Origin of the sequence: Polaromonas vacuolata, from assembly GCF_012584515.1 — a bacterium.
GTDB lineage: Bacteria > Pseudomonadota > Gammaproteobacteria > Burkholderiales > Burkholderiaceae_C > Polaromonas > Polaromonas vacuolata.
Genome location: NZ_CP051461.1, coordinates 2,749,524 through 2,771,339, shown reverse-complemented (window position 1 = coordinate 2,771,339; position 21,816 = coordinate 2,749,524). Strand labels below are relative to the sequence as shown.

At 50.3% G+C, this 21,816-nt stretch carries 18 protein-coding genes and 1 pseudogene; 17 read left to right on the top strand and 2 right to left on the bottom strand.

The annotated features are described in order from the left end of the window. Positions 1–46: 46 nt before the first annotated feature. The 7 genes from HC248_RS12630 (at position 47) to cobJ (ending at position 5,002) form a co-directional block, all read left to right on the top strand. Positions 47–475: a DUF1636 family protein gene (locus tag HC248_RS12630; RefSeq protein ID WP_168922784.1), complete on the top strand. Its 429-nt coding sequence runs from the start codon at positions 47–49 to the stop codon at positions 473–475. Between the two features lie 121 nt (positions 476–596). Beyond that, on the top strand, positions 597–809 hold the full coding sequence (locus HC248_RS12625; protein WP_168922783.1) for a CbtB domain-containing protein: 213 nt from the start codon (positions 597–599) through the stop codon (positions 807–809). Positions 810–829: 20 nt separating this feature from the next. After that, complete coding sequence (locus tag HC248_RS12620; protein ID WP_168922782.1) at positions 830–1,612, top strand: CbtA family protein; 783 nt, start codon at positions 830–832, stop codon at positions 1,610–1,612. A 10-nt stretch (positions 1,613–1,622) separates the two neighbouring features. Next, positions 1,623–2,912, top strand: coding sequence for a precorrin-3B synthase (cobG, locus tag HC248_RS12615; protein WP_168922781.1), 1,290 nt, complete (start codon positions 1,623–1,625; stop codon positions 2,910–2,912). Then, on the top strand, positions 2,896–3,528 hold the full coding sequence (locus HC248_RS12610; RefSeq protein WP_168922780.1) for a precorrin-8X methylmutase: 633 nt from the start codon (positions 2,896–2,898) through the stop codon (positions 3,526–3,528). The genes cobG and HC248_RS12610 overlap by 17 nt, the downstream gene beginning before the upstream one ends. Continuing rightward, the gene (gene cobI, locus HC248_RS12605) at positions 3,528–4,259 is read left to right on the top strand and encodes a precorrin-2 C(20)-methyltransferase (protein ID WP_168922779.1); all 732 of its coding nucleotides are present in this window, start codon (positions 3,528–3,530) and stop codon (positions 4,257–4,259) included. The genes HC248_RS12610 and cobI overlap by 1 nt, the downstream gene beginning before the upstream one ends. Then, positions 4,256–5,002 carry a precorrin-3B C(17)-methyltransferase gene (cobJ, locus tag HC248_RS12600; RefSeq protein ID WP_168922778.1) on the top strand — a complete coding sequence of 249 codons (747 nt, stop codon included), beginning with the start codon at positions 4,256–4,258 and terminating at the stop codon, positions 5,000–5,002. The genes cobI and cobJ overlap by 4 nt, the downstream gene beginning before the upstream one ends. On the opposite strand, the gene HC248_RS12595 is transcribed toward cobJ, so the two are convergent. Next, positions 4,966–5,745: a cobalt-precorrin-6A reductase gene (locus tag HC248_RS12595; protein WP_168922777.1), complete on the bottom strand. Its 780-nt coding sequence runs from the start codon at positions 5,743–5,745 to the stop codon at positions 4,966–4,968. The two genes, cobJ and HC248_RS12595, sit on opposite strands and share 37 nt — an antisense overlap. Here HC248_RS12595 and cbiE point away from each other — a divergent pair. From cbiE to HC248_RS18010, 6 genes and pseudogenes are all read left to right on the top strand, one after another. Next, the gene (gene cbiE / locus HC248_RS12590) at positions 5,744–6,937 is read left to right on the top strand and encodes a precorrin-6y C5,15-methyltransferase (decarboxylating) subunit CbiE (RefSeq protein ID WP_168922776.1); all 1,194 of its coding nucleotides are present in this window, start codon (positions 5,744–5,746) and stop codon (positions 6,935–6,937) included. The two genes, HC248_RS12595 and cbiE, sit on opposite strands and share 2 nt — an antisense overlap. Before the next feature lie 14 nt (positions 6,938–6,951). Beyond that, positions 6,952–7,557, top strand: a complete 606-nt coding sequence (locus HC248_RS12585) for a cobalamin biosynthesis protein (protein WP_238342622.1) — start codon at positions 6,952–6,954, stop codon at positions 7,555–7,557. Next, positions 7,554–8,372: a precorrin-4 C(11)-methyltransferase gene (gene cobM, locus HC248_RS12580; RefSeq protein ID WP_168922775.1), complete on the top strand. Its 819-nt coding sequence runs from the start codon at positions 7,554–7,556 to the stop codon at positions 8,370–8,372. Before HC248_RS12585 ends, cobM begins: the two co-directional genes overlap by 4 nt. Then, positions 8,369–9,208, top strand: a complete 840-nt coding sequence (gene cobF / locus HC248_RS12575) for a precorrin-6A synthase (deacetylating) (RefSeq protein WP_168922774.1) — start codon at positions 8,369–8,371, stop codon at positions 9,206–9,208. Before cobM ends, cobF begins: the two co-directional genes overlap by 4 nt. Positions 9,209–10,114: 906 nt before the next feature. Next, positions 10,115–10,588: a DUF4019 domain-containing protein gene (locus HC248_RS12570; protein ID WP_168922773.1), complete on the top strand. Its 474-nt coding sequence runs from the start codon at positions 10,115–10,117 to the stop codon at positions 10,586–10,588. A 103-nt stretch (positions 10,589–10,691) separates the two neighbouring features. After that, a pseudogene (locus HC248_RS18010) lies at positions 10,692–11,153 on the top strand (ESPR-type extended signal peptide-containing protein); the annotation flags it as partial. Positions 11,154–11,200: 47 nt separating this feature from the next. Here the strand turns inward: HC248_RS18010 and HC248_RS12560 are convergent. After that, a complete protein-coding gene (locus HC248_RS12560) occupies positions 11,201–17,731 on the bottom strand; it encodes a hypothetical protein (protein WP_168922772.1) in 6,531 nt (2,176 codons plus the stop codon). Between HC248_RS12560 and HC248_RS17850 the strand changes: the two genes are divergently transcribed. The 4 genes from HC248_RS17850 to HC248_RS12535 all read left to right on the top strand — a co-directional run bounded on the left by HC248_RS17850 (position 17,694) and on the right by HC248_RS12535 (position 21,628). After that, positions 17,694–18,578, top strand: coding sequence for a YadA family autotransporter adhesin (locus tag HC248_RS17850; protein WP_272953616.1), 885 nt, complete (start codon positions 17,694–17,696; stop codon positions 18,576–18,578). The two genes, HC248_RS12560 and HC248_RS17850, sit on opposite strands and share 38 nt — an antisense overlap. A 109-nt stretch (positions 18,579–18,687) precedes the next feature. Then, positions 18,688–19,839, top strand: a complete 1,152-nt coding sequence (locus HC248_RS12545; protein ID WP_168922771.1) for a DUF2827 domain-containing protein — start codon at positions 18,688–18,690, stop codon at positions 19,837–19,839. After that, entirely contained in the window at positions 19,836–21,026 is a 1,191-nt protein-coding gene (locus HC248_RS12540; RefSeq protein ID WP_168922770.1) for a DUF2827 domain-containing protein, read from the top strand. The genes HC248_RS12545 and HC248_RS12540 overlap by 4 nt, the downstream gene beginning before the upstream one ends. Then, on the top strand, positions 21,017–21,628 hold the full coding sequence (locus HC248_RS12535) for a hypothetical protein (RefSeq protein ID WP_202882384.1): 612 nt from the start codon (positions 21,017–21,019) through the stop codon (positions 21,626–21,628). The genes HC248_RS12540 and HC248_RS12535 overlap by 10 nt, the downstream gene beginning before the upstream one ends. Positions 21,629–21,816 lie beyond the last annotated feature (188 nt).

Here is a 21,816-nt window from a genome sequence, read left to right as displayed (position 1 = left end):
CGGCTTAAAAACTTAAATATATGTCCCATACGGAATATCAAAACTTATGAACGAACTGCTAAGCATCACACCAAAAATCGGGACAGCCCCAGCCGCTGTCATCACAGAAGTCATCGTTTGCACCACCTGCCGACCGGCCGGCGTGCCGCGCGACCAACCGGCTCACGGTGCAGCCTTATTTGAAGCGGTGCAAATTGCAGCGTGGGATATTGAGCCTGCTCAGCTGGCTAATTTGCGCATACGCGGTGTGGAATGTATGACCGGTTGCAACCGCGCTTGCACCGTCACTTTTCAAGCCCAAGGCAAACACCTTTATTACTTCGGCGATTTAGTTGCTGATACTGAAACCGCAGAACATATTTTGGCCTGCGCCCAATTGCACGCCGGCACGCTTGATGGCACGCTGCTGCGCAATGACAGACCTGCGCGTTTGCGAAACGGCATATTGGCGCGCATTCCGCCGCTAGCAGCCTAAGTCGATTAGGCGCATAAAGCACACGGCGATTGAAGTTTTAAACCTATAGTTAGAGCAAGTTTTACAACTTACTTCGCCACTTTTTTCGTTATTTATTTCACGTTTTTTAATGGAGCTTTTTATGAACACACCGACCACTGTTATCTCTGCTAACCCAACCAGCCTCAATACCGCTAGTGGTGCACGCAGCGCGGCGCATAGCTTGTTGCTGCAACTCGCCGCCGGTGCGGCTTTAGGTCTGGTGCTTTTTTACGGCGTGGCCTTTGCTGAAAGTCCATTGCTGCATAACGCTGCGCACGATGTGCGTCACATCACGGTTCAGCCTTGCCATTGAGTTTTTCGTAAAGGTAAGCGATGCTTTTTCCACGAATCATTTGGTCTAGTTTGGCTGTCGCTTTAATAGTCGGCAGCGTGCAAACTGGTGTGCAGCGCTTGCAAGCTGCGCCGCTTATTTTGGCGGCTGAAGTGTTCGAAGTTCAAAAGACTGAGGCACCAGCGCCAATGCCAGCGCTTACTGCACCCGTGCAAGGTGTTGCTGCCGATGCGCATGAACATGAACACGGTACGGCCAAAGAGTGGGAACCCAGCAACGGCGCAGAACGCATGGCGTGGACTTGGGTGGCCAATTCTCTGCATGCTTTAAGCATGGCGTTATTAGTTTTTGCGGTGATGGGCGCTTGGCGCTATCTGCGCGGCTCTGCGCTGAGTGCCTTGACGCTAGCTGGCGCGGTGGCTGGCGCAGGTTGGCTGAGTTTTTATCTCTGGCCCGCATTGGGTTTACCGGCACAAGTTCCGGGTATGGAAGCAGCCCCTTTGCATGCACGTCAAGTCTGGTCGGTTTTAGCCGTGGCTAGTGCCGCTGCTGCCTGCGCATTGGCTGGATTTTCGAAGGCCAAATGGCGTTGGCCGGTAGCCGCTATTTTGTTGGCGTTGCCTTTTGTCGTCGGCGCACCCCAGTTAGGTTCTGATGCTTTGGCGGGCTACAGTCCGGCGGCTCAGACAGCACTGATGCAATTGTTGGCGCAGTTTTTTTGGGCTACTACTTGGGTTTCATTGAGTTTTTGGCTGACTATGGGTGTGGCTTGTGGTTGGGTGTTTAAGCGTTGGTTGCAGCCTGAGTTGGTAGCAACTTTTTAGTCGCCTGAGTATGCAAATCGATGCTTCAGATTTAATCGTTAAGTCGATTGAAAAATTAATTCCTCTGGCTAAACCTTTAGTCAAAGGTTGGTGCCCCGGCGCACTGCGGCCCATGTTGTCGGGTGATGGTTTGGTGGTGCGAATTCGTCCGCCTGCAGGCCGCTTAAGCCATGAACAAGCCGCTGGCATTGCCGAGCTTGCACAGCGGTTTGGCAATGGATTAATAGACCTGACTAATCGCGCGAATTTGCAATTGCGCGGCGTGATGCCTGCAGCACTGACCGAGCTCACTGATGGTCTTCGCGGCTTAGAACTGATAGACGCCAGCCCAGAAATTGAGGCTAGACGCAACATAGTGGTGACGCCGTTTTGGACAACTGGCGACGGCACTTTGCACATCGCAGAGGCGCTTGCCAATGCTTTGTCACAGCTGGGCGCACCCGCCTTGCCAAGTAAATTCGGTTTCGCAGTTGACACCGCTAGCCAGTTGGTTTTGCAAACTACCCCGGCCGATATTCGGATCGAACGCAGAGCGGGTAGTTTGTTTGTTTATGCCGATGGATTTTCCTGCGGCGCGCAAGTTATTTTAGAGCAAGCCGTGCCGGTGGCAATCGCGCTGGCGCATTGGTGTGTCTCCAACATGGCGGCGCAATTGGCTAATCCTCGCCAATCGCTAAGGCTTGCTAAAGCGCTTTTACCAGCTATGTTTCAAGTGCCTTTACCAGTGTCATTGCCAGAGCTATTGCCAGAGCTTTCACCAGCCCCATCTTTAGCTCAAGAGGCTAACTTATCCGCGCAGATTGGCGTGAATCCACACGGCTATTTGGTGGGTATTGTGCTTGGCCAAATGTCGGCGCAATTACTCATGCAGTTAGCAGCAACGGCCGCACGTTTTGGCTCTGGCAGTCTGCGAATGACGCCGTGGCGCATGCTGTTAATCGAACAACTTTTTGATGCGCATGATCTACCTCAATCGACGGGTTTGATCACCCGCGCTGATGACCCACTGCTGCGCGTAGTCGCTTGCAGCGGGGCGCCGGCTTGCTTACAGGCAAACCTTGATACCCGTGCTTTGGCTCGCGTTTTAGCGCCTCATGTGCCGGTTGATGCACTGCTACATATATCCGGTTGCAGCAAAGGCTGCGCCCATCAAAAAGCCACCATGACTTTGGTGGGAACCACTGCTGGTATTGACATGATTCGTTGCGGCAATGCCGCCGCCACGCCCGATGTTTTCGCCGTTCCTACTGACACGGTTTTACAAGAATTAAAAAGACTATTGCATGCGACACCAATTTGAATCCGATGGCGCGGCGATTTACCGCCAGTCGTTTGCCATCATCCGCGCCGAGACTGCGCTTACCCGCTTTTCTGCGACAGAAGAAATGGCCGTCGTGCGCATGATTCATGCCGTCGGCATGGTCGGGCTGGAAGCGCATATTGTGTTTAGTCCCGGCATGGCCGACGCAACGCTGGCCGCACTAGAAGCCGGTGCGCCAATTTTGTGTGATGTGCGCATGGTCAGCGAAGGCATTACCCGCGCCCGTTTGCCCGCAGACAACCGAATTATTTGTACCTTGAATGAGCCTGAAGTGCGTGGTCTTGCCCTCGGCATGGGCACTACGCGCAGTGCAGCGGCGGTGGAGTTGTGGCGCCCCTATCTGGCCGGTGCGGTGGTAGCGATTGGCAATGCGCCTACGGCGCTTTTTCATCTGTTAAATATGTTGCAAGACCCTAGCTGCCCGCGCCCGGCGGCCATTATTGGTTGCCCTGTGGGCTTTGTCGGCGCGGCTGAATCCAAAGCCGCCTTAATGCTTGCACCGCCGGTTCCCGCGCTGGTGGTCAATGGCCGCTTAGGCGGCTCGGCCATCACGGTAGCGGCCATCAACGCGCTGGCTAGTCGGAAAGAAATCTAATGGGCCGCATTCTGTGTGCTGGGCTTGGCCCGGGCGATCCTGACTTGATGAGCGTGCGCTCTGACCGCGCTATTCGCAGCGCCAGCCATGTGGCTTATTTCCGTAAAAAGGGCAGACCCGGACAAGCCCGGCGGATTGTCGAAGGCATGCTGGCTTCTGGTGTGACCGAGTACGCGATGGAGTATCCCGTCACCACTGAGCTACCCTTTGACAGCCCCGAATACATTAGCTGCATCGCCGCGTTCTACGACGACTGGGCTCAGCGTTTAACGCTGCTGGCGCAAACCCAAGATGTGCTGGTGCTGTGCGAGGGTGATCCGTTTTTCTACGGCTCTTTCATGCACCTCTACACTCGGCTTCAAGGGCGGGCTGTGCTGGAAGTGATTCCCGGTATCCCCGGTATGGTGGGTTGCTGGTGGAGTACCGGCACACCGATTACCTGGGGCGACGACGTCATGACGGTGCTAATGGGCACTTTGCCAGAGGCCGATTTAGTGCGCCACATGCAGTCGGCAGATGCCTTGGTGATTATGAAAACCGGCCGCAATCTGCCCAAAGTACGCCGTGCGCTTGAAGCTGCGGGTCGCTTGGATAGCGCTTGGTTGATAGAGCGCGGAACCATGCCAACGCAGCGGGTGTTGGCGCTGGCGCAAGTCGATGGCAGTGATTGCCCATACTTCGCCACGGTGCTGGTGCACGGCCATGGCCGCCGCCCTGAGGTGCTGGAATGACCGGCTGGCTTTGCATTGTCGGTTTAGGGCCTGGGGATAGCGCGCTTGTAACGCCTGAAGTCAGCGCTGTATTGGCCAGCGCTAGCGACGTGGTGGGCTACATCCCTTACGTCGCCAGAATTGCGCCGCGCCAAGGTTTAACCTTGCATCCTTCGGATAACCGGGTCGAAATGGACAGAGCCCGCGCCGCTCTTGAAATGGCCGCTGCGGGCAAAAAAGTAGTGGTGGTGTCATCCGGTGACCCCGGCGTATTTGCCATGGCGTCAGCGGTGTTTGAAGCCTTGGAAGGGCAAGTCCAATGGCAGGCTTTAGATATTCGTGTGCTGCCCGGCATCACTGCCATGCTGGCAGCGTCGGCCAAAGCGGGCGCGCCCTTGGGACATGATTTTTGCGTCGTTAATTTAAGCGACAACCTCAAACCTGTGGCTTTGATAGAAGCGCGTGTGCGCGCCGCCGCCGGCGCAGACTTTGCGTTAGCGTTTTACAACCCGCGCTCTGCCAGCCGGCCCGAAACTTTTGGCCGTATTCTGACGGTTCTGCGGCAAGTCTGTGAGCCCGAGCGTTTGATTATTTTTGCGCGTGCAGTATCTACGCCCAACGAGCAGATAGTTACCGTGGCGCTGGTTGACGCCAGTCCCGAAATGGCCGATATGCGCACCGTGGTGATTGTCGGCAACAGCGCTACCCGGCGCGTCGGCCGCTTTGTTTATACGCCGCGTTCAGTGCTGCCAGTTACCGCCTGATGTTGAGCCAACCAAGCGATTACTTGCGCTGTCGTGGTGGCCGTGTTGCGCGCGGGCAGGGAAGGGCGATTGATCAAAATCACGCGCAAGCCCAGCGCACGGGCCGCCTCAAGCTTGGCTTGCGCGCCGCTACCGCCGGCATTTTTAGCCACCACATGGGTAATGCCGTGCGCTTGCAGCAGCGCCACATCACCGTCCACGGTGAAGGGGCCGCGCGCGATGACGACTTGCGCGCTGCGCAAAGGCAAGTCAAGCGGTGCATCGACCAAACGCAACAGGTAAGCGTGCTCTGGGCAACGTGCAAAAGGCAGCAAGTGTTGCTTGCCAATCGCCAAAAAAACTCGTGCTGGCTCGGCGGGCAAGGCCGCCACTGCGGCTTCTATATCGGCGACGTATTGCCAGTTATCGCCGGCTTGTGCTTGCCAGGCCGCTCGCTCAAAAGCCAACAGCGGCACGCCAGCTGCAGTGCAAGCCTGCACGGCATTCGCACTCATTTGCGCGGCGAACGGGTGCGTAGCATCGATCACATGGGTGATGCAATTAGCCTGCAGCCAAGCTTGCAAGCCGGCAACGCCACCAAAGCCGCCCACACGGGTGGGCAAGGGTTGAGCAACGGGCGAAAGCGTTCGGCCTGCATAAGAAAAAATCGCGTCAATATGGGCGTTGGCCAAGGCTTGGGCCAATTCGCTGGCCTCGGTCGTGCCGCCCAACAAAAGAATACGTTCACGGGAGGCGCTGGTCATGTCTGAAGCTTGGCTTTCGATTATTGGTTTGACTGAAGACGGCAAAGCCGGACTTAGCGATGCTAGTCGTTTAGCAATAAACACTGCTGACATTGTCTTCGGTAGCCCGCGCCACTTGGCGCTCGCCAATCTGAGTAGCGACGGCGCTGGGCGTTGCCGCGCTTGGTCAATTCCTTTTGATGTCGCGCCGGTGCTGGCTTTGCGTGGGCAGCGTGTGGCGGTGCTGGCTTCTGGCGATCCGTTTTGGTTTGGTGTGGGCGGCTCTTTGGCTGCCCATCTACCGGCAAACGAGTGGCAGGTTTTCTCCGCACCATCAACTTTTTCTATGGTCGCTGCGCGCTTGGGTTGGCGGCTTGAAGAGACTGCCTGCTTTGGCCTGCACGCCAGCGCGTTTGCCACTACCCGCAGCGCGCTGCATACCGGTCAGCGTTTGATTGGTTTGATGCGCGATGGCGCGTCGGTGGGTGATTTTGCGCGTTGGTTAACCGAGCGCAGTTTTGGCCTTTCTCAACTTTGGGTTTTGGAGTCGCTAGGCGGCCCGCATGAGCGCATGCGTAAAACCACTGCGGCAGATTTTTCTTTGACCGATGTGCGCGCGCCGGTGGCGCTTGCTTTGCAGGTTGCGGGCACTACTGGTTTGCCGCGTAGCGCAGGCTTGCCGGACAGCAGTTTTGCCAGCGATGGACAAATCACCAAGTCCCCGATACGCGCCTTGACTCTGGCCGCACTCGCGCCACGACCCGGTTTGCATCTGTGGGATATCGGCGCCGGTTCAGGTTCAGTCAGTGTGGAATGGTGTTTGGCCGGTGGCCACGCCACGGCTATTGAGCAGCATGCCAATCGAGTGGCAAATATTCGCAGCAACGCGGACAGTTTTGGGCTGACTAAGTCGTTGCAGATTATGCAAGGCTTGGCCCCGCAAGCATTCGCCGGTCTCAGTCCACCAGACGCTATTTTTGTCGGCGGTGGATTTAATGCGGCCTTGTTTGATGGGCTTAAAACCTTGGCACCACCGGCCTGCAAGTTGGTGGTGAACGCCGTCACATTGGAAACCGAAGCCTTACTGACTCAGTTGCATGCCGTGCATGGCGGCGAGTTGCTGCGAATTGAATTAGCCCATGCTGCGCCCTTGGGACGTATGCGCGGCTGGGTGTCGGCACGGCCTGTTGTGCAGTGGAGCGTAGTGCTGTGACGCTTCAAAATGAAGTGACGAAAAATTCAGCGCAAGCTGTTAGTGCTGCTGGTGCTGCTGCCGAACATGTTGCCGAAGATGTTGCCGAACAGGTTGCCATTAATGCTGTGGCGGGATTTGGTTTTAGGGCGAACGCCACCGTCGCTTCTCTGCGCGAAGCCCTGCACGCCTGCCAAGCCGCCAGCGCAAGCCTTATCAGTCAGCCCATTAGTATTATTTTTTTAGCCACTGCAGAAGACAAAGTTGAGCACCCAGCACTGTTAGAACTGGCGCATGAATTGGGCTTGGGCTTGACGGCCGTTCCACTGGCGCAATTGATCACGCTGGCTGAAACTGCAACCGCAACCGATGTATCTGTCACTATGCTGAGCCGGATTCCTAAACGCTATGGTGCGCGTAGTCTTGCTGAGACTTCAGCGCTGGTCGCTGCTGGGTTAGGCGCGCAACTGCTGGCGCCGCGCAGCGTGTCCGCCGACAAAATGGCCACGGCTGCGATTGCAGTAATCACTACTCCCCTTACTAAGTCCTCTAAGTCCTCTAAGTTTTCTAAGTCTTCTAAGTTTTCTACGCAGACGGTTGCAACCAGCCTTCACGACAACTCTCACCCTGAGCCACTATGACAGTCCACTTTATCGGCGCCGGCCCCGGCGCACCCGACCTTTTAACACTGCGCGGCCGCGACCTTATCGCGGCTTGTCCAGTCTGTTTGTATGCCGGCTCTTTGGTACCAGAAGGAGTGCTGTCGCATTGCCCACCGGGCGTGCGTCTGGTTAATACGGCATCGCTTTCGCTAGACGAAATCATGGCCGAAATTAGCGCCGCCCATTCAGAAGGCCATGAGATAGCGAGGCTGCATTCGGGCGACTTGTCGGTCTGGTCGGCCATGGGTGAGCAACTGCGCCGCTTGCGCGCGGCCAATATCGATTTCACCGTGACGCCGGGTGTGCCCTCGTTTGCGGCGGCGGCGGCGGCCCTAGGTGCAGAGCTGACGCTGCCGGGCATGTCGCAATCAGTGGTGCTTACCCGCACTTCTGGTCGCGCCTCGGCCATGCCGGATACCGAATCACTGATCAACTTTGCCGCTACCGGTGCGGTGCTGGCGATTCATTTATCGATACATGTTTTGCCGCGTGTGGTGCGCGAACTAAGTCCGCATTACGGCCCAGACTGCCCAGTTGCGGTGGTCTGGCGTGCGAGTTGGCCAGACCAGCGCATTGTGCGCGCCACACTCGCCAGCATAGAAGCGGCGGTGGGCCAGAGCATGGAACGCACGGCGATTATTTTGGTCGGCCACACTTTAGGCGCTGAAGACTTTGACACCAGTCGTTTGTATGCCGGTGATTACGACCGTCGTTATCGACCGGTTGGTACGCAGCCGCGTTTTCCAAGCAATGAATCTGCTGATGCTGATATAACGCAGGGCGCAGCGCCATGATTGAACTGAGTTTGGTCGGCATAGGCTCTGGCAGTCCTGAGCATATAACCCTGCAAGGCATCAAAGCACTAAACGCCGCTGATGTGATTTTGATACCGCGTAAATCCCAAGGTAAAAACGACTTGGCTGAACTACGTGAATCCATCTGCGCGGCGGTGCTGACAAACCGCTCCACCCGAATAGTTCACTTTGACATGCCGCTTCGCGATAGCGCTGATGCCGATTACGTCGGTGCTGTGAACCGTTGGCATGATGCGATTGCGGATATTTGGTTTGAGAAGATAGGTCAGCATTTTTCGCAAAATGAAAATTCAAGTGAAAAAACAAAGTTAAAAACGGCTAATAAAGCGGGTGAAAAATTAACCGGAAAATTAGCTTTGCTGGTGTGGGGCGATCCATCGCTTTACGACAGCACACTGCGCATTGCCGAGCGTTTAAAGCTGCGCTTAGATTTGCAAGTATCTGTCGTACCCGGCATCACTGCCTTGCAAGCGCTGACTGCTGCCCATGCGATTGCACTTAACGACATCAATGCCCCCGTCACCATCACCACAGGCCGCCAATTACGCGAGCATGGCTGGCCAGCCAGTGCTGACACGCTTGCCGTGATGCTGGATGGGGAATGTTCTTTTCGTGATTTAGACCCGACTGACATCCACATTTGGTGGGGCGCTTATCTGGGTATGCCAGAGCAGGTATTGGCGCACGGTCCGTTGGCCCAGGTGTGTGAATTTATTATGCAAAAACGCCAAGCTGCGCGATGCGCGCATGGGTGGATTATGGATACGTATTTGCTCCGTAGGATAAGTCAAAGTAATACGCAAACAGTTAATTAGTTGCTGCATAAAACGCAACTCATCTAACTTTTTGACGACGTTTTAAGTTTCTGGTTTTTGATGTGTTTACGTAGCTATCTACGCGTTCTACATGCCATCAATCACCGATTTACTTTAACAATAATCAGTATTAGCGGGTTTTTTTTTTGACGTGATTTTTCTCAGACATATTGACGTCTAGAAAGTGATTTTTCTTTTATCTCTGTTGATGCTGACCGTAGGTGTTGATGTCAAAATTTTTGCATCAGTGTTCGTCCTCATTTCTAGCGCATCAGACCCCTCAATCAAAGCTGTGAATCTGAGCTGCGCTTCTCGTAGATTTCGAATGGCTTGACGGGTGTGTTCAGACAATATGTCTTTTGCGCTAATACGCAGTCTTGTTTAGCCGTTCTCGCGCTGAATGCTGAACTAATTATTTAGTTCGCTGCATTGATATTTTATTTCCAGCCTACTCCTTAGCGTATCCATAAATAGGCTTAACAAGTAGTCGAACAGCACTGCGATTTTTTGAAATTCCAACCGTTCCTTATGTCTTGCTCTTTGAACAGACGCGCGTATTTTTTATCTTTGCATTTCCTGTCGCTGCGCTTCACATCATCCGCTAAGAATCAAACGTTTAAATCAGTGATGCCGGCAAGAAGGCCGCTTGCAATTTGCTCAATCTGGCATTTTTATAAAAAATAAATTCACATTAAATTGATGAAGAACCTTAATTAGTAATTAAATTTATTTAATTTTTCATTATTTTGTGTAATTTTTTACAATTTTTAATTTATTTGTACACATTAATACATTTGTTCGTACACTGTTAACAGCTGATTTCTTTCAGATTGCTCTCTCTAGCTCGCTAGAAAGTTGAATTAAGCAAACTAAATCACTGAATAAACCGATGTACTAGAGGATGACATGCGCAAATCGAAATACGTTAAATGGACGAACAGCCTTGTGCTGCGACTTTGGTTACTTCTTGTTGCTTGTGGGCTTTCTTTTGGTGTTTTTGCACAAACATCTTCTGCCGACTCTGCTATTTCGATTGCTCAGCAGTGGCTAGAGGCGGCGGATGCCGATGCTGCCATCATGTGGGAAAAAAGTGACCCACTGATGAAAGATAAGGTTGATCGCACGTTTTGGATTAACTACATCATGAGCAGAAAAAATACTTTGGGATCGGCGCCTGGTTTGCGGGTGTGGACCGAAATGGAACGAAAAATTAATCATCCAAGTTTGCCGCCTGGTGAATTTACCAGTGTCTTGTTCGTCTCTCAAATCGCCCAAATTCGAACTTGGGAAAAAGTTTCCTTGGTCTGGAATCGAGACCATTGGTCTCCTGTTGGCTACCAGTACGGCACCATTCCGAATATCAATCCAATAGCTAAATAGTGACCACATCAATGCTAGGTTCACACTGAATTTACTTCGATTTCACTTCTGAATGAAAAAAATGATTTCAGAATTAATAGCCATTCGCAGAAAGCGATAGCCAATGAATAAGTTTTATCGTACGGTCTTCAGCGTACATCTAGGTACTTGGATTGCTGTTCCTGAAATTGCAAGCGCTCACTGCAAGTGTGGTGGCTCTAAGTTGGCTGCTGTGGTGGTCGCAGCAGTTTTTGGCGGCGCGGCGTTAATGTCGCCAAATGTTTATGCCGACTACACAAATGGGTACGGAACAATCAGCGGTGCCATAGCCGGCATCGATGGCACAGGAATCGCCATTGGTGCAAGTCTAACGGACCAGGCAATAGCAAGCAGTATCGGGGGTACAGCTGTAGGTGCATTGGCAGTCGCAAGTGGTACTAATTCCACAGCGTTGGGTTACGATGCAAATGCATTGGGTACAACTTCAATAGCAATAGGCAGCGGGGCAACGGTAAGTTTGACTGCAACCGATGGCTTAGCACTTGGATCGAATGCAGTAGTGACAAACGCCAACAGCGTGGCTCTGGGAAGTGGGTCTGTAACTACCGTCGGTGCGCAAGTTGGCTACACGGCTTACGGTTTGGCAGCCGCACAAACCTCTTTAGGTGAAGTCGCAGTAGGTAATCGAACTATCACCGGGGTTGCCGCTGGCGTTGGGCAATTAGATGCTGTCAATGTGACCCAACTATCAACTGTTGCTAGCTCACTCTCTACCAGTTTGAGTTCTACGACTAGCACTGTGAATTCGTTATCGACCGCTACTTCAGCGAGTATTAGTGCTTTGTCTACTGACGTGAGCACGCTATCGGCAGACTTGAATACGACTAACAGCGTTGTGAATTCGTTATCGACCGCTACCTCGGAAAGCATTAGCGCTTTGTCTACTGATGTGAGCACGCTATCGACAGACTTGAATACGACTAACAGCGTTGTGAATTCGTTATCGACTGCTACCTCTGAGAGTATTAGCGCTTTGTCTACCGACTTGAATACGACTAACAGCGTTGTGAATTCGTTATCGACCGCTACCTCGGAAAGCATTAGTGCTTTGTCTACTGACGTGAGCACGTTATCGACAGACTTGAATACGACTAACAGCACGGTGAATTCGTTATCGACCGCTACCTCAGAGAGCATTAGTGCTTTGTCTACTGACGTGAGCACGTTATCGACAGACTTGAATACGACTAACAGCACGGTGAATTCGTTATCGACCGCTACCTCGGAAAGCATTAGTGCTTTGTCTACTGATGTGAGCACGCTATCGACAGACTTGAATACGACTAACAGCACGGTGAATTCGTTATCGACCGCTACCTCGGAAAGCATTAGCGCTTTGTCTACTGATGTGAGCACGCTATCGACAGACTTGAATACGACTAACAGCGTTGTGAATTCGTTATCGACTGCTACCTCTGAGAGTATTAGCGCTTTGTCTACCGACTTGAATACGACTAACAGCGTTGTGAATTCGTTATCGACCGCTACCTCAGAGAGCATTAGTGCTTTGTCTACTGATGTGAGCACGTTATCGACAGACTTGAATACGACTAACAGCACGGTGAATTCGTTATCGACCGCTACCTCGGAAAGCATTAGCGCTTTGTCTACTGATGTGAGCACGCTATCGACAGACTTGAATACGACTAACAGCGTTGTGAATTCGTTATCGACTGCTACCTCTGAGAGTATTAGCGCTTTGTCTACCGACTTGAATACGACTAACAGCGTTGTGAATTCGTTATCGACCGCTACCTCAGAGAGCATTAGTGCTTTGTCTACTGACGTGAGCACGTTATCGACAGACTTGAATACGACTAACAGCACGGTGAATTCGTTATCGACCGCTACCTCGGAAAGCATTAGCGCTTTGTCTACTGATGTGAGCACGCTATCGACTGACTTGAATACGACTAACAGCACGGTGAATTCGTTATCGACCGCTACCTCGGAAAGCATTAGTGCTTTGTCTACTGACGTGAGCACGTTATCGACAGACTTGAATACGACTAACAGCACGGTGAATTCGTTATCGACCGCTACCTCGGAAAGCATTAGCGCTTTGTCTACTGATGTGAGCACGCTATCGACAGACTTGAATACGACTAACAGCGTTGTGAATTCCTTATCGACTGCTACCTCAGAGAGTATTAGCGCTTTGTCTACCGACTTGAATACGACTAACAGCGTTGTGAATTCGTTATCGACCGCTACCTCAGAGAGCATTAGTGCTTTGTCTACTGATGTGAGCACGTTATCGACAGACTTGAATACGACTAACAGCACGGTGAATTCGTTATCGACCGCTACCTCGGAAAGCATTAGCGCTTTGTCTACTGATGTGAGCACGCTATCGACTGACTTGAATACGACTAACAGCACGGTGAATTCGTTATCGACCGCTACCTCGGAAAGCATTAGCGCTTTGTCTACTGATGTGAGCACGCTATCGACTGACTTGAATACGACTAACAGCACGGTGAATTCGTTATCGACCGCTACCTCGGAAAGCATTAGCGCTTTGTCTACTGATGTGAGCACGTTATCGACAGACTTGAATACGACTAACAGCGTTGTGAATTCGTTATCGACCGCTACCTCGGAAAGCATTAGCGCTTTGTCTACCGACTTGAATACGACTAACAGCGTTGTGAATTCGTTATCGACCGCTACCTCAGAGAGTATTAGCGCTTTGTCTACCGACTTGAATACGACTAACAGCGTTGTGAATTCGTTATCGACCGCTACCTCAGAGAGCATTAGTGCTTTGTCTACTGATGTGAGCACGTTATCGACAGACTTGAATACGACTAACAGCACGGTGAATTCGTTATCGACCGCTACCTCGGAAAGCATTAGCGCTTTGTCTACTGATGTGAGCACGCTATCGACTGACTTGAATACGACTAACAGCACGGTGAATTCGTTATCGACCGCTACCTCGGAAAGCATTAGTGCTTTGTCTACTGACGTGAGCACGTTATCGACAGACTTGAATACGACTAACAGCACGGTGAATTCGTTATCGACCGCTACCTCGGAAAGCATTAGCGCTTTGTCTACTGATGTGAGCACGTTATCGACAGACTTGAATACGACTAACAGCGTTGTGAATTCCTTATCGACTGCTACCTCAGAGAGTATTAGCGCTTTGTCTACCGACTTGAATACGACTAACAGCGTTGTGAATTCGTTATCGACCGCTACCTCAGAGAGCATTAGTGCTTTGTCTACTGATGTGAGCACGTTATCGACAGACTTGAATACGACTAACAGCACGGTGAATTCGTTATCGACCGCTACCTCGGAAAGCATTAGCGCTTTGTCTACTGATGTGAGCACGCTATCGACTGACTTGAATACGACTAACAGCACGGTGAATTCGTTATCGACCGCTACCTCGGAAAGCATTAGCGCTTTGTCTACTGATGTGAGCACGCTATCGACTGACTTGAATACGACTAACAGCACGGTGAATTCGTTATCGACCGCTACCTCGGAAAGCATTAGCGCTTTGTCTACTGATGTGAGCACGCTATCGACAGACTTGAATACGACTAACAGCGTTGTGAATTCCTTATCGACTGCTACCTCAGAGAGTATTAGCGCTTTGTCTACCGACTTGAATACGACTAACAGCGTTGTGAATTCGTTATCGACCGCTACCTCGGAAAGCATTAGCGCTTTGTCTACCGACTTGAATACGACTAACAGCGTTGTGAATTCGTTATCGACCGCTACCTCAGAGAGTATTAGCGCTTTGTCTACCGACTTGAATACGACTAACAGCGTTGTGAATTCGTTATCGACCGCTACCTCAGAGAGCATTAGTGCTTTGTCTACTGATGTGAGCACGTTATCGACAGACTTGAATACGACTAACAGCACGGTGAATTCGTTATCGACCGCTACCTCGGAAAGCATTAGCGCTTTGTCTACTGATGTGAGCACGCTATCGACTGACTTGAATACGACTAACAGCACGGTGAATTCGTTATCGACCGCTACCTCGGAAAGCATTAGTGCTTTGTCTACTGACGTGAGCACGTTATCGACAGACTTGAATACGACTAACAGCACGGTGAATTCGTTATCGACCGCTACCTCGGAAAGCATTAGCGCTTTGTCTACTGATGTGAGCACGCTATCGACAGACTTGAATACGACTAACAGCGTTGTGAATTCCTTATCGACTGCTACCTCAGAGAGTATTAGCGCTTTGTCTACCGACTTGAATACGACTAACAGCGTTGTGAATTCGTTATCGACCGCTACCTCAGAGAGCATTAGTGCTTTGTCTACTGATGTGAGCACGTTATCGACAGACTTGAATACGACTAACAGCACGGTGAATTCGTTATCGACCGCTACCTCGGAAAGCATTAGCGCTTTGTCTACTGATGTGAGCACGCTATCGACTGACTTGAATACGACTAACAGCACGGTGAATTCGTTATCGACCGCTACCTCGGAAAGCATTAGCGCTTTGTCTACTGATGTGAGCACGCTATCGACTGACTTGAATACGACTAACAGCACGGTGAATTCGTTATCGACCGCTACCTCGGAAAGCATTAGCGCTTTGTCTACTGATGTGAGCACGCTATCGACTGACTTGAATACGACTAACAGCACGGTGAATTCGTTATCGACCGCTACCTCGGAAAGCATTAGTGCTTTGTCTACTGACGTGAGCACGTTATCGACAGACTTGAATACGACTAACAGCACGGTGAATTCGTTATCGACCGCTACCTCGGAAAGCATTAGTGCTTTGTCTACTGACGTGAGCACGTTATCGACAGACTTGAATACGACTAACAGCACGGTGAATTCGTTATCGACCGCTACCTCGGAAAGCATTAGCGCTTTGTCTACTGATGTGAGCACGCTATCGACAGACTTGAATACGACTAACAGCGTTGTGAATTCCTTATCGACTGCTACCTCAGAGAGTATTAGCGCTTTGTCTACCGACTTGAATACGACTAACAGCGTTGTGAATTCGTTATCGACCGCTACCTCAGAGAGCATTAGTGCTTTGTCTACTGATGTGAGCACGTTATCGACAGACTTGAATACGACTAACAGCACGGTGAATTCGTTATCGACCGCTACCTCGGAAAGCATTAGCGCTTTGTCTACTGATGTGAGCACGCTATCGACAGACTTGAATACGACTAACAGCACGGTGAATTCGTTATCGACCGCTACCTCGGAAAGCATTAGCGCTTTGTCTACTGATGTGAGCACGCTATCGACTGACTTGAATACGACTAACAGCACGGTGAATTCGTTATCGACCGCTACCTCGGAAAGCATTAGCGCTTTGTCTACTGATGTGAGCACGCTATCGACTGACTTGAATACGACTAACAGCACGGTGAATTCGTTATCGACCGCTACCTCGGAAAGCATTAGTGCTTTGTCTACTGACGTGAGCACGTTATCGACAGACTTGAATACGACTAACAGCACGGTGAATTCGTTATCGACCGCTACCTCGGAAAGCATTAGTGCTTTGTCTACTGACGTGAGCACGTTATCGACAGACTTGAATACGACTAACAGCACGGTGAATTCGTTATCGACCGCTACCTCGGAAAGCATTAGCGCTTTGTCTACTGATGTGAGCACGCTATCGACAGACTTGAATACGACTAACAACGTTGTGAATTCGTTATCGACCGCTACCTCGGAAAGCATTAGCGCTTTGTCTACTGACGTGAGCACGTTATCGACAGACTTGAATACGACTAACAGCGTTGTGAATTCGTTATCGACCGCTACCTCGGAAAGCATTAGCGCTTTGTCTACCGACTTGAATACGACTAACAGCGTTGTGAATTCGTTATCGACTGCTACCTCTGAGAGTATTAGCGCTTTGTCTACCGACTTGAATACGACTAACAGCGTTGTGAATTCGTTATCGACCGCTACCTCAGAGAGCATTAGTGCTTTGTCTACTGATGTGAGCACGTTATCGACAGACTTGAATACGACTAACAGCACGGTGAATTCGTTATCGACCGCTACCTCGGAAAGCATTAGCGCTTTGTCTACTGATGTGAGCACGCTATCGACTGACTTGAATACGACTAACAGCACGGTGAATTCGTTATCGACCGCTACCTCGGAAAGCATTAGTGCTTTGTCTACTGACGTGAGCACGTTATCGACAGACTTGAATACGACTAACAGCACGGTGAATTCGTTATCGACCGCTACCTCGGAAAGCATTAGCGCTTTGTCTACTGATGTGAGCACGCTATCGACAGACTTGAATACGACTAACAGCGTTGTGAATTCCTTATCGACTGCTACCTCAGAGAGTATTAGCGCTTTGTCTACCGACTTGAATACGACTAACAGCGTTGTGAATTCGTTATCGACCGCTACCTCAGAGAGCATTAGTGCTTTGTCTACTGATGTGAGCACGTTATCGACAGACTTGAATACGACTAACAGCACGGTGAATTCGTTATCGACCGCTACCTCGGAAAGCATTAGCGCTTTGTCTACTGATGTGAGCACGCTATCGACAGACTTGAATACGACTAACAGCACGGTGAATTCGTTATCGACCGCTACCTCGGAAAGCATTAGCGCTTTGTCTACTGATGTGAGCACGCTATCGACTGACTTGAATACGACTAACAGCACGGTGAATTCGTTATCGACCGCTACCTCGGAAAGCATTAGCGCTTTGTCTACCGACTTGAATACGACTAACAGCACTGTGAATTCGTTATCGACTGCTACCTCAGAGAGCATTAGTGCTTTGTCTACTGACGTGAGCACGCTATCGACAGACTTGAATACAACTAACAGCGCTGTGAATTCGTTATCGAACGGCTTAGACTCTGTCAAGTCTAATGTCAGTTTACTGTCCACTGGTTTGAATACTGTCACCAGTAATGTCAGTTTACTGTCCACTGGTTTGAATACTGTCACCAGTAATGTCAGTTTACTGTCCTCCGGTCTGAGCACGACTAACAGCGCTGTAAGTTCGTTGTCGACCTCAACTTCGACGAGTATTAGTTCGCTGTCCACCGGCGTCAGTACTTTGTCTACTGCCTTGGCACCTTTAGTCGCGAGTGCCATCACCGCAATTGCCAATGGAGGTTCGCTGATTGCTTCGACTGCTGGCGGAGTGACGAGCGGTATGCTTCAAACGCAAGGTGCTACCTTTAACAATACAGATTTTAAGAATGTTCCCGTTCCTGAAGGTTGCTCTGCAGCGAACGGAGTTGACACTACAGTTACTGGTTTGTGTGCCAACGCTGGAACGAGTGTGGGCGTTAATGGAGCGACGGTGACAACTCTGGCTCATGGTTCTACGGCATATGGTTCGCATTCACTTGCCCAAGATGCCAACACTACCGCAATTGGCTTTCGCTCAACGGCAACATTTGAAGGTTCTGTTGCGATTGGTTTTCAAGCCCGCGCAATTGCTGACCCTGCTACAGCCGTCGGTGCGAACTCATTGGCTTCGGGGAACGACTCTGTTGCACTTGGTGCCAGCGCCCAAGCAACTGGTAACCGATCCGTAGCACTGGGAGCCTATTCAGTTGCGGAGCAAGCTAATACGGTCTCCGTCGGTTCGGTCAATAACGAAAGACGTATTACCAATGTCGCGGCAGGTATTCAGCCGACAGATGGTGTGAATGTTTCCCAATTAAGGGGGGTGCAACAGCAAACTATTGATGTTGCGCGTATCGCTTATTCAGGTATTGCCATGAGTATGGCGATGGCTGGCAACTATATGCCTAATCTGGATAGGGGTGAAAAAGCATTGGGTATAGGTATAGGTAATTACCGCGGTTACTCTGCTTTGGGGATTAACTTTAAGGCGTTAAACAAGGATGGTCAAAGCGCTTGGGGCTTGGGTGTTGCGACGACTCGAAACGAATGGAGTCTTAATGTTGGTACCAGTTGGAGGTGGCGTTAAGCAAACACCATTGAGTATTTTTAATAAAAATTTAGCAGCATCAAACCGGATCTTGCTAAGTGGCCCAGTTGAGTGGTCGGTGTTTTTAGTTTTTTGAAAAAATAAAAAAATGCGTATTGGTATTTCAGTCATCACACAGACCGAACAAAATATTTGGAGTAACGGTCTGGGACAGAACGTTATTTTTCTAGCCCAGTCTTTTTTGAAGTTACCGTTTGTTCAATCAGTCATCTTGCTGAACACCGGCGATCAAAGCACTATGCCGCCACAGGTGGACTTGGATGCCTTAGGTCTAAAAATGATGACTGCTCGTGAAGCTACCGATCATATTGATTTGGCCATCGAAATGTCAGGCGCTCTGAATGTTGCTTGGCTAGATTATTTAAGAGCTAAAGGAAAAAAAATTGTCTGGTATTGCGCGGGTCAGCCCTACACCAATCTCGTCGAACCCAACGTATTTGAAAAATCAGGATTCTTCAGTCGGGCTGAACGTTGCGATGAGATTTGGGTTTTACCCAAAGATTTCATAGCGTTCGCACCCATGCTAAGGGCCTTGCATCGATGCCCTGTCTATGAAGTTCCGTATATTTGGTCGCCACAATTTCTGATTCAACGCGTCACTGAAGTAGAAAAAAAAGGCTATTCATTTGGCTACCGTAAGCGGATACCCAATGCGCAAGGGCGCATGCCAGGTTTGCGCGTGGCAATTTTTGAGCCGAATATTTCGGTCGTCAAATGCGCCAGTATTCCGATGCTGGTGTGCGATGAGGCTTTCCGCGCTAGCCCCACGCATATTGATGTCATGCATGTTCTCAATACCCTGCATTTCAAAGACCATCCCACCATGCTCTACCTAGCTAACTCACTTGATCTGGTTAAGCAGCACAAGGCGGTGTTCCAAGGCCGTCATGATTTTGCTGGCTATATGGTGCAGCATGCTGATGCTGTGGTGGCGCATCAATGGCAGAACGATCAGAACTACAGCTACTTAGATGCGCTGTATGGGGACTATCCGCTGATTCACAATTCGCCTTGGCTGCGGGATGCTGGTTACTACTACCCTGACTTCAATACGCTTGAAGGTGCTAAGCAGTTATTGCTAGCCGCTAGTGGGCATGACAGTCAACTCGATCATTACCGAAGTCAAGCCGCTAAAGTAATTGCAGCTGTTAATCCTTTTGCACATGACAATCTGCAAAATTATGCGAGGCGTTTGCTCCATCTTTTTCATAGCGGAACAACTCAGGGGTTGCTCACATGAATGATTCAAACACTTCAAACAAGACGGCGCACAACGCAAGTCAGCCGTGTGTTGACAGCTTGCGCGTAGGCGTCTCTATATTTGTCCGTAAAGGTGAGCAGTCCTTGTGGGAAAACGGGATTTATCAAAACTGTCTATTTTTGGTGATACTGCTGCTGCGTGCGCCTAACGTAGGTAAAACCTATTTGGTCTGCGGCGGCGGTGATGGGGATATTAACGATGCACAGCGATTCATGAAGGACTCACCGGTACCTATTATTGATATGCTCACGGCCGCTAATGAGCTCGACGTCATGATAGAGATGAGCGCTCAACTCGATCGTAATTGGGCCATAAGCTTTCGTGAACGCGGTGGAAAAATAGTGACTATGCGCGTCGGCAATGACTACGTGATCGATATTGAGCGGATGATTTTCGATAAACCCCACGGCTTGTTGATGGCGGGTACGCCCTACGATGAAGTCTGGACCTTACCGGAATATGCGATGACTTGTGCACATTATTTTGGCAGTGCTATGCGCGCACCGGTACGACTTATGCCGCATTTGTGGAGCTCGGTTGTACTAGATAAAGCCGCCAGAAAATTACCTGATGCTCAGAGTTTTGGCTATAAGCCGGGGCGCAAAAAATGGCGCTTGGGTATTTTTGAGCCGAATATTTGCATGGTCAAAACCAGCCATTTGGCAATGCTGCTGATTGATTTGGCGCACAGAGCCAATCCACGTTTTATTGCGCAATTACAGGTCTACAACACACTAAATCTAAAAGATCAGACCAGCTTTGTGGGTTTTGCAAACAGCTTAGATATTGTTAAACATGGACTGGCTACCTTTGAAGGTCGCTTTCCCGTCTACCAATGTCTGTCGGCACAGGTTGATGCAGTGGTGTCGCACCAATGGGAAAATGGACAAAATTATCTGTATTACGAGGTATTGCATGGAGGCTATCCATTGATCCATAACTCCACCTTTATCGCTGACTGTGGATACTTCTATCCTGACTTCGACTGTGAACAAGGTGGCTTGGCAACACTGCAAGCGTATGCCCAGCATGATGCAGATTTATCCAATTACCGCCAAAAGGCGCAAGCTTTTTTGCAAACATTAAACCCCGAGTATGAGGACAATATCCGTCTCTACAATGCTGCGCTGGTCGATCTTTACCGCGCCGAAAAACTATGCAGCTGACACCAGGTTTAAATTTTTTTTCTCACATGCGTGAAGCTGCGACGGCCTTAGTGCTGGGTGTTTTTGCGTATAGCTTTGTCACTTTAGTTTTCGCTGCACCACCTCAGCCGCCTAAAGCGCTGGAACCAAGTCTTCCTCAAGATGCACTTACAGCAGCCGCAACCAATGTGGGTGTACGGCGTTGCTTGCCCGCTATTTCTCGTTTGTCTTCAATGATTGTCAGCGGCAGCACGGGCAACGATGTACTGCTCGATTGGGACCGAAAAAGTCCTGATTCAGGTGCTTTCTTTTCACTCAGTGGTGTGGAGCATAAAAATGCATCACTGGCTTTTTCCTTGATGGCGGTTCCCGATAGCAATGGTGGTTGTTCAGTGGCGGCAGAACGCATTTCTATGGCGCCGTTTTCTTGCCAGAGTATTGCCCAACAAGAATTGACAGGCTATAAAGCGACTCGGTTGTTAGCTACTTTTACAGTCTACGTTGACGCACGAGATAAAGGCGCATCTGTCAGTTTGATAGATTCTCCGCCGGGCTGCTTAATCATTCGGCGACACGTTGAATTCGACTGGAAAGATTCAGTGCTCAAAGTCAAGAGTCCTTGAAAAAGGAACTTAAGTTGACTGGCTCTGCAAATCACGACTTAGCGAATTCAGAGCAAGCTCTTAACAATTGTTTGAATGTATTTCACTGCGGCTTAAACAATGTTTTTTTATTACTTGCAAGCTACTCAAGCAATAGCGGAAAACTCGCCTGCAATAGAGACCACAGGCTGTTGTGGTCTCTATTGAGT